The sequence below is a fragment of the Aquipuribacter hungaricus genome, from assembly GCF_037860755.1.
In the GTDB taxonomy this organism is placed as follows: Bacteria; Actinomycetota; Actinomycetes; order Actinomycetales; family JBBAYJ01; genus Aquipuribacter; species Aquipuribacter hungaricus.
In genome coordinates this window covers 1-8,912 of record NZ_JBBEOI010000155.1, presented here as the reverse complement: position 1 = coordinate 8,912, position 8,912 = coordinate 1, and the positions used below count along the sequence as shown (strand labels likewise).

Annotated in this window: 6 protein-coding genes and 1 pseudogene; 5 read left to right on the top strand and 2 right to left on the bottom strand. The window is 76.8% G+C overall.

Annotation, left to right across the window (positions count from 1 at the left end; genetic code table 11):
• Positions 1-1,313 (bottom strand): annotated as a pseudogene (locus WCS02_RS14340) (hypothetical protein); the annotation flags it as partial.
• Between the two features lie 65 nt (positions 1,314-1,378).
• Between WCS02_RS14340 and hisF the strand changes: the two are divergent.
• The gene (gene hisF / locus WCS02_RS14335) at positions 1,379-2,179 is read left to right on the top strand and encodes an imidazole glycerol phosphate synthase subunit HisF (protein WP_340294387.1); all 801 of its coding nucleotides are present in this window, start codon (positions 1,379-1,381) and stop codon (positions 2,177-2,179) included.
• Positions 2,180-2,315: 136 nt separating this feature from the next.
• Here hisF and WCS02_RS14330 read toward each other — a convergent pair whose 3' ends face one another.
• Positions 2,316-2,942, bottom strand: coding sequence for a TIGR03085 family metal-binding protein (locus tag WCS02_RS14330; protein ID WP_340294385.1), 627 nt, complete (start codon positions 2,940-2,942; stop codon positions 2,316-2,318).
• 120 nt (positions 2,943-3,062) lie between these two features.
• Here WCS02_RS14330 and WCS02_RS14325 point away from each other — a divergent pair, with 120 nt between their 5' ends.
• From WCS02_RS14325 to WCS02_RS14310, 4 genes are read left to right on the top strand one after another with little or no spacing between them, the layout of a single operon-like run.
• Positions 3,063-4,880 (top strand): ABC transporter ATP-binding protein, encoded by a 1,818-nt coding sequence (locus WCS02_RS14325; RefSeq protein WP_340294383.1) that lies wholly within the window; start codon positions 3,063-3,065, stop codon positions 4,878-4,880.
• The gene (locus WCS02_RS14320) at positions 4,880-6,796 is read left to right on the top strand and encodes an ABC transporter ATP-binding protein (RefSeq protein ID WP_340294381.1); all 1,917 of its coding nucleotides are present in this window, start codon (positions 4,880-4,882) and stop codon (positions 6,794-6,796) included. The genes WCS02_RS14325 and WCS02_RS14320 overlap by 1 nt, the downstream gene beginning before the upstream one ends.
• On the top strand, positions 6,793-7,158 hold the full coding sequence (hisI, locus tag WCS02_RS14315) for a phosphoribosyl-AMP cyclohydrolase (RefSeq protein WP_340294379.1): 366 nt from the start codon (positions 6,793-6,795) through the stop codon (positions 7,156-7,158). The genes WCS02_RS14320 and hisI overlap by 4 nt, the downstream gene beginning before the upstream one ends.
• The gene (locus WCS02_RS14310) at positions 7,155-8,825 is read left to right on the top strand and encodes an anthranilate synthase component I (RefSeq protein WP_340294377.1); all 1,671 of its coding nucleotides are present in this window, start codon (positions 7,155-7,157) and stop codon (positions 8,823-8,825) included. Before hisI ends, WCS02_RS14310 begins: the two co-directional genes overlap by 4 nt.
• Positions 8,826-8,912: the final 87 nt, after the last annotated feature.

Sequence of the window (8,912 nt, the reverse complement as noted above, 5' to 3'; positions counted from 1 at the left end):
GGCGCGGCGGCGGTACCCGGGGTGCCCGGCGCGGCGGACGTGCCCGGGGTGCCGGACGCGCCCGGGGTGGGCGGCACGTCCGCGTCGGGGGGGCGGAAGCCGTCGGCCACAGCGGCCTCGCGCCCGGCCGTCTCCAGCAGGCGCACCACGCCCTCGATGGCCGCGGCGTCCACCCCGACCTGACGCTCGGGGGTGTCGACACGGACCAGCGGGTAGTCGAGGTCCGCCGGCGACCCGGTGGGGCGGACGGCCACCGCGGGGGTGCTCACCGACCCCCGCCCGCCCGCGAACACCTGCTGCTCGCTCGTCGGCACGAGCGGCGCGGCCTCGGCGGCGCCACCGGCGTCCTGGACCAGCGCGAGGGCGGCCCCGGCGTCGGCCGGTCCCGCGGTCGACCCGTCGGGGAGGAGCGCACCCACCGCCGCGGCCAGTGCCTCCTGCCGGTCGGCGGGGTCGGGCACCGAGGCCTGGAGGGCCAGCAGCGCCTGCAGGCCCACGGCGGACCCGGCGAGCTCGGGGACCGCGACGGGCCGGCCGGAGGCCAGCACCTGCGCCCACGAGGGCCCGGTCCCGGTCCACCCCGCGGCGGCCACGACCTCGGGCCTCGTGGCCACCACCACGGGGCTGGAGACCAGCGGCCCGAGGTCGGTGAGCGCGGTCCGGGAGCCGGGTGCGGTGCTCGTCACGGCGCTGGGTGCGCCGCTGGGGATGGCGCCGGGTGCGCCGTTCGGGACGGGGCCGGGTGCGCCGCTCGGGACGGGGCCGGGTGCGCCGCTCGGGACGGGGCCGGGTGCGCCGCTCGGGACGGGGTCGGGTGCGGGGCGGGCCGCCGCGCCAGCAGCGGTGCCGTCGACGGAGGCAGGTGGTGTGCCGGGTGCGGTGACCGCGACCGCCCGGCCGAGCCACACCGAGGAGTCGGGGACCCACAGGTGCGGGGCGCCGTCGTCGGTGACCGACGACGGGTCGTCGGCCATCGCGGCGGCGGTCTGCGCCGACGGCTGCGCGAGCACCTCGACGTCCGCGCACGCCCCCGTGCCCAGGCGGGACCCGGCCGCGCCCGCGACGACGCGCCGCAGGGTGGGCGCCAGCGTCGGGTCGACCACGACGGTCACGGTCGGCCCCGCCGTGCACGCGACCGCCCCGGCGCCGTCCACCCCGCCGGCCCCGTCGCCGCCCTGCCGGCGCTCGCCGAGCAGGCCGACGGCGACAGCGACCGCAGCGGCGAGCAGGACGACGAGGACGAGGACGCCGAGCGGGCCGACCCGTCGGCGCCGGCGGTCGAAGGACGAGCCCCAGCCGCCCCCGTCCGCCATCCCGAGGTCCTCCCGCTGCCGCCGCCGCGCCCGGGGCACCCGGGACGACCTGCGAGGATACCGGCGTGAGCGTGGCGGTCCGTGTCATCCCGTGCCTCGACGTCGACGCCGGGCGGGTGGTGAAGGGGGTCCGGTTCCAGGGCCTGCAGGACGCGGGCGACCCCGTCGAGCTCGCCCGCCGCTACGACGCGCAGGGCGCCGACGAGATCACCTTCCTCGACGTGAGCGCGAGCTCCGCCGGGCGCGACACCACCCTGGACGTCGTCCGCGCCACCGCCGAGCAGGTCTTCGTCCCGCTCACCGTGGGGGGAGGCATCCGTTCCCCCGACGACGTGCAGCGGCTGCTGGGCGCCGGGGCCGACAAGGTCGGCGTCAACTCCGCCGCCGTCGCCCGCCCCCGCCTGCTCGCCGACATCGCCGACCGGTTCGGCAGCCAGGTGCTCGTGCTCAGCGTCGACGCCCGCACCTGCCCGCCGGGGACCTCCACCCCCTCCGGGTGGGAGGTGACGACCCACGGCGGCCGGACCGGCACCGGCATCGACGCCGTGGAGTGGGCCCGGCAGGGCGCGGAGCTCGGGGCCGGCGAGATCCTGCTCAACTCCATGGACGCCGACGGCACGACCGACGGGTTCGACCTGACGATGCTGGCTGCGGTGCGCGCCGTCGTCGACGTCCCGCTCGTCGCCTCCGGCGGCGCAGGCGCGGTCGAGCACTTCGCCCCGGCGGTCGCGACCGGTGCTGACGCTGTCCTCGCGGCCTCGGTGTTCCACTACGGCCGCATGGACGTCGGCCAGGTCAAGGCGGCGCTCGCCGCGGCGGGCCACCCCGTCCGCCAGGCCCACCGCGCCGGCGTCGCCCCGGCCTGATCGGGCGCCCGCTGCGGCCTCGGCCCGGCCCTGGTGCTGGTGAGAGGGCGCTGATGACGGCGACACGCCGGTCGCGGGCGTCACTCGAGCCCTCTCGTCGTCCACACCCCGCGCACGGCGGGGGCCCGCCGAGGCGCTAGACGCCGAGGCGGGCCTGGGAGAAGCGCTGCACCGACAGCCGCGGACCGCCGACGTCGACCTGGGCCGCCGACCGGCCGAAGAGCCGCAGCAGCAGGTCGACCGGCGCACCCGTGAGCACCACCGGGTAGGGGCCGCGGCGCAGCACCCGGCGGCGGCCGTCGGTGCTGACGGCGACGACCGGGACGTGGGCGGCGCCGCGCAGGGCGAGCCCAGAGGCCACGGGCAGCTGCTTCCACACGGCCTCCTGCAGCTCGGGCACGTCGGTGCGCGGTCCCATGCCCGCGGCGCGGCGGACGTCCTCGTGGTGGACGACCAGCTCGGCGAGGTTGACCAGCGCGTCCACGGCCGGCACGGCGGTCGGGTGCCAGCGCGGCGGGCCGGCGCGGAACCGCGCGACGAGCGCGTCCAGGCCGCGGGAGGCATAGGCCGCGGAGATACGGTCCAGCCGCCCGGCGAGGGGCGGGACGACGAGGCCGGCCGCCGCGTCGGGACGCTCCTCGCGGACCACCAGGTGCGCGGCCAGGTCGAGGACCGTCCAGCCCTCGCACAGCGTCGGGGCGTCGGGGCCGGCCTCGAGCATCGAGTCGCACAGGGCCTGGCGCTCGGCGCGCACGGGTGTCATGCCGCCATCCTCGCCGCCGTGCGCCCTCGGACGCGACCCCGGCTCCCTGCCCCGCCCGCGACCCCGGGCGGCGACCGCTCCCGGGTCGGCGCTGTCCGCCCGGCGTGGCACCCTTGAGCAGTGCCTGATGCCCCCACGTTCCGCGAGGGGCTCACGGTCGTCGCCCGCGGCATCCGCGACGAGCCCCGCACCTTCGCCCTCGCCGTCGTCGGCTCGGCGGTCTTCGGTGCCTCGCTCGCCGGCAGCGGCTGGGTCCTGGGGCAGGTCACCGACCGCTACCTCGTGCCCGCGTTCCGTGCCGGCGAGGTGGAGGCCGGGCAGGCCTGGGCGGCGGCGGGCGCGATGGCCCTGGTCGGCACCCTCACGGCGATCGGCGTCATCGTCCGGCGCGGCTACGCCACCGTCACCCAGTACCGGCTCCAGGCCCGCTACCGCCGCTCGGTGAGCCGGCAGTACCTGCGCCTGCCGCTGGCCTGGCACCACCGCCACCCGACCGGGCAGCTGCTGAGCAACGCCAACGCCGACGTCGAGGCCGCGTTCGCCATCTTCGCGCCGCTGCCGTTCAGCTTCGGCGTCGTCGTCATGCTCTTCGTCGCCGGGTTCTCGATGTTCACCGCCGACCCGGTGCTCGCCTCGGTCGCCTTCGTCGTCCTGCCGCTGCTCGTCGTGGCCAACGGCTTCTACCAGCGCGCGATGGCGCCGCGCGTGGCCCACGCCCAGCAGCTGCGCGCCGACGTCTCCGACGTGGCCCACGAGTCCTTCGAGGGCGCGCTCGTCGTCAAGACCCTGGGCCGCGAGACCGAGGAGACCGAGCGGTTCGCCGCCCGCGCGCACGAGCTGCGGCGAGCCAACGTCTCGGTCGGCCGCGCCCGCGCCGCCTTCGAGCCCGTCATCGAGGCGCTGCCCACGCTGGGCACGCTCGTCGTCCTCGCGGTCGGCACGCTCCGGGTGTCCTCCGGGGCGATCGAGGCCGGCACGGTCGTCCAGGTCGCCTACCAGCTCACCCTGCTCGCCTTCCCCGTCCGGGCGATCGGCTGGGTGCTCGCCGAGCTGCCCCGCGCGGCCGTCGGCTGGCGCCGGGTCGGGTCGGTGCTCGACGCCACGGGCCGGATGCAGCACGGCTCGGCGGCCCTTCCCGCCGCGCCCGAGGGCCGCGAGCTCGTGGTCCGCGGGCTCGACCACGACGTCGTCGACCCCGACGGCAGCGTCCAGCGGCTGCTCCACGGGATCGACATGGACGTGCCCGCCGGGTCGACCGTGGCTGTCGTCGGCTCCACCGGCTCCGGCAAGTCCACCCTGACCTCGCTGCTCGTGCGCCTCGTCGACCCGGTGTCCGGCCGGGTCAGCCTCGACGGCACCGACGTGCGCGACGTCGCCCCCGGCGGGCTGTCCGCGAGCGTGGCGTACGTGCCGCAGACGACGTTCGTCTTCGACGACACGGTGCGCGGCAACATCACCCTCGGCCTGGAGGACGGCCCGCTCGCGGTCGGCGACGACGAGGTGTGGGCCGCCCTGCGCGCCGCTCGCGCCGAGTCCTTCGTCGCCGCCCTGCCCGCCGGCCTCGACACCCGGGTGGGGGAGCGCGGCGCGAGCCTGTCCGGCGGCCAGCGCCAGCGCCTGGCCATCGCCCGGGCCCTGGTCCGCCGCCCCTCCGTCCTCGTGCTGGACGACGCGACGAGCGCCGTCGACCCGACCGTGGAGCGGGAGATCCTCGACGGCCTGCGCGACACCGCGGGCGTCACCGTCGTCGTCGTCGCCTACCGGCGCTCGACCATCGCCCTGGCCGACCAGGTCGTCCACGTCGAGCACGGCCGCGTCGTCGACCGCGGCACCCACGAGGAGCTCATGTCCCGCGACGAGACCTACCGCCACCTGGTCGAGGCGTACGCCCGCGACGCCGCCGAGCGGGAGAAGCTCGCGGCCGGGGGGAAGGGCTGATGGCCTCCGCAGCACCGACCGCCGCGACGACCGGCGCCGCCTCCGGCCGGATCGCCACCGCCTCGGGCGCCGGCGGTTGGGCCACCGTCCGTCGAGGCCTGTCCCTCTCCCCGGAGATCCTCCAGGGGATCTGGGTGACGCTGCTGCTCGCCGCGGTGTCCACGGTCGGGCGCGTCATCGTCCCGGTCGGCGTGCAGCAGACGATCGACACCGGCATCAACGCCCCCGGCGGGCCGGACGTCGGTCGGATCGTCACCCTCGTCCTTCTCGCGGCCGGCGCGGTCCTGCTCACCGGCCTGTGCGCGTACCTGGTCAACGTCCGGTTGTTCACCGCCACCGAGGCCGGCCTGGCGACGCTGCGCACGACGGCCTTCCGCCGGATCCACGACCTGTCGACGCTCACGCAGAACACCGAGCGGCGAGGCGCGCTGGTGTCGCGGGTGACCAGCGACGTGGACACCATCTCCACGTTCGTCCAGTTCGGCGGCCTCATCCTCTTCATCTCCCTCGGGCAGATCGTCGTGGCCACCGTGCTCATGGCGGTGTACTCGTGGTGGCTGGCCCTGCTCGTGTGGGTGGCGTTCCTGCCCCTGTTCCTCAGCCTGCGCCCGCTGCAGAAGCTGCTGAGCGTCCGCTTCGCCGCCGTCCGCGAGAACGTCGGGCTCATGCTCGGCGGCATCAGCGAGGCCGTCGTCGGCGCCGACACCATCCGCGCGTACGGCGCCGAGCGGCGCACCCAGGGCCGGATCGACGCCGGCGTCGAGGAGCACCGCCGCACCGCGACGAGCGCCGGGGTCTTCGCCTCGAGCATCTTCGCCAGCGGCACCCTCGTCTCCGGCCTGGCCGTCGCGGCCGTGGTCGGGGTCGGCGTGTGGGCCGGCGTCGGCGGCGCGCTGACCATCGGCGAGCTGCTCGCCTTCCTGTTCCTCGTCCAGCTGTTCACCCAGCCGGTGCAGATCGCCACCGAGATGCTCAACGAGCTGCAGAACGCCCTCGCCGGCTGGCGGCGAGTCATCGCGGTCCTCGACACCCCGGCCGACATCGCCGACCCCGCCGGGTCGCCCGGCGCGACGCCGGTGCCGCCCGGGCCGGTGACCGCCCGGTTCGAGGGCGTCACGTACGCCTACCCCGACGGCCCGCAGGTCCTCAAGGACATCGACCTGGAGATCCCCGCGCAGGCGCGCGTCGCCGTCGTCGGCGAGACCGGCTCCGGCAAGACGACCCTGGCCAAGCTGCTCACCCGGCTGCAGGACCCGGCGACGGGACGGGTGCTGCTCAACGGCGTCGACCTGCGCGACGTGCCGTTCTCGTCGCTGCGCCGCCGCGTCGTGCTCGTGCCCCAGGAGGGGTTCCTCTTCGACGTGTCGCTGCGGGAGAACATCCGCCTGGCCCGCCCGGGCGCGACCGACGAGGCCGTCGACCTCGTCGTCACCGAGATGGGCCTCCAGCCGTGGCTCGAGGGCCTGCCCCACGGCCTGGACACCCGCGTCGGCCAGCGCGGGGAGTCGCTGTCGGCGGGGGAGCGGCAGCTCGTCGCCGTCGCCCGGGCCTACCTGGCCGACCCCGACCTGCTCGTCCTGGACGAGGCGACCTCCGCGGTCGACCCGGCGACCGAGGTCCGGCTCAACCGCGCGCTGGACGGCCTCACCCGCGGCCGCACGAGCGTGGCGATCGCCCACCGGCTGTCCACGGCCGAGGCGGCCGACCTGGTCGTCGTCGTCGACGCCGGCCGGGTGGTCGAGACCGGGACCTCCGTGGAGCTCGTGCGCGCCGGCGGCGTCTACGCCAGGCTCCACGCGAGCTGGGTGGCCCAGCGCAGCGACGACTCCGCCCCGGTCGACCCGGCCGGACCGTCGACCGGCTCCACGGCCTTCGGGACCCGCGGCGCGGCCGACGACGTGGAGGTGGACGCGTGAGCCCGACCGAGGACGAGGTCGACCGGCTCCTCGGCAGCGTGCGGTTCGGGCCCGACGGGCTCGTCGCCGCGGTCGCGCAGCAGCACGACACCCGCGAGGTGCTCATGGTCGCGTGGATGGACCGGGACGCCCTGGTCGAGACCCTCACCACCCGGCGCGGCACGTACTTCAGCCGGTCGCGGCAGGAGCGCTGGCGCAAGGGCGACACCTCCGGGCACGTCCAGCACGTGGTGCGGGTGTCCGCCGACTGCGACGGCGACACCGTCCTGCTCGAGGTCGACCAGGTGGGCGTCGCCTGCCACACCGGCACCCGCACGTGCTTCGACGACCGCGTCCTGCTCGCCCCGGAGGCCCCCGCGTGACCAGCACCCCGAGCACCGGCCCGCTCGACGTCCCGCTCGGCGAGACGTGGCCGATCCTCGACGGGTTCCGCGAGGCCGCCCGGACGCGCCGGGTCGTGCCCGTCGTCCGCCGGTTCCTCGGCGACGGCGAGACGCCGGTCGGGCTGTACCGCAAGCTGGCCGCCGACCGGACGGGCAGCTTCCTGCTGGAGTCCGCCGAGCACGACGGCTCGTGGTCGCGCTGGTCCATCGTCGGGGCCCGCTCCGCGGCCGTGCTCACCTCGACCGGACGGGGGCCCGAGGACGGCTGCTGGACCGGCACCCCGCCGGCCGGCGTCCCCACCAGCGGCGACCCGCTGCAGATGCTCCGCGAGACCCTGCGCGTCCTGGCGACCCCGCGCGTCGAGGGCCTGCCGCCGCTCACCAGCGGCCTGGTCGGCATGCTCGGCTGGGACATCGTCCACCGCTGGGAGACCCTGCCGTGGGCGGCCGAGGACGACCTCCACCTGCCCGAGCTGGCGCTCTGCCTGGCCACCGACCTCGCCGTGCTCGACCACCGCGACGCGACCGTGTGGCTGGTCGCCAACGCCGTCAACTCCGACGGCACCGACGAGCGGGTCGACGAGGCCTACGCCGACGCCGTCGCCCGGCTCGACGCGATGGCGGCCGACCTCGCCCGGCCCACGCCGTCCTCCGCGGCGGTCGGCGGCGCCCTGCCCGCAGCCGGTCCTGCGGGAGCCGCGGGGGACCCGGCCTCCACGCGGACCCGCGAGCAGTTCCACGACATGGTCGAGGAGGGCAAGCGGGCCATCGTCGACGGCGAGGTGTTCCAGGTCGTGCTGTCCCAGCGGTTCAGCGTCGGCACCGACGTCGACGCGCTGTCGCTGTACCGCGCGCTCCGCCTGACCAACCCGAGCCCGTACATGTACCTGGTCCGGCTCGAGGCCCCGGACGGCCGCCGGTTCGACGTGGTCGGCTCCTCGCCCGAGGCGCTCGTCACGGTCGAGGACGGCACCGTCATCGCCCACCCGATCGCCGGCACCCGGCCCCGCTCCGGCGACCCGTCGGTCGACGCGGCCCGCGCGGACGACCTGCTCGCGGACCCCAAGGAGCGCGCCGAGCACCTCATGCTCGTCGACCTCGCCCGCAACGACCTGGGCCGGGTCTGCGAGGCCGGCAGCGTCGACGTCGTGGAGTTCATGCAGATCGAGCGGTTCAGCCACGTCCTGCACATCGTGTCCACGGTGACCGGCAGGCTGCGCGCGGACGCCGACCCGGTCGACGTCGTCACCGCGACGTTCCCGGCGGGGACGCTGTCCGGCGCGCCCAAGGTGCGGGCGATCGAGCTCATCGACGCCCTCGAGCCCACCCGCCGCGGCCTGTACGGCGGCGTGGTCGGCTACCTCGACCTGGCGGGCGACCTCGACCTCGCCATCGCCATCCGCACCGGCCTGCTCGTCGACGGGCAGCTCCACGTCCAGGCCGGCGGCGGCGTCGTCGCGGACTCCACGCCCGACGGGGAGTTCGAGGAGTCGCGCCACAAGGCCGCCGCCGTCCTCGCCGCGCAGCGTCGGGCCGCGTCGCTGCGGCCGCTGACCGTGGACCCGTCCCCGTCCGGTGCGCCCGCCGTGGCCGGGCCGATGGTGGACGTGCCCGCCGTGGACGCGGTCTCGCCGACCCGGCCGTGAGCGGTCCCTCCGACCCGGCCGTGAGCGGCCCAGACGCTCCAGCCGTGCGGCGCCGGCCCCGGTCGGCCCTGCTGCCCGCGGGCGCCG

Bases quoted from the DNA above. Each gene is read 5' to 3' on its own strand.
- WCS02_RS14330 (WP_340294385.1), bottom strand. From the start codon at position 2,942: ATGACACCCGTGCGCGCCGAGCGCCAGGCCCTGTGCGACTCGATGCTC.
- WCS02_RS14320 (WP_340294381.1), top strand. From the start codon at position 4,880: ATGGCCTCCGCAGCACCGACCGCCGCGACGACCGGCGCCGCCTCCGGC.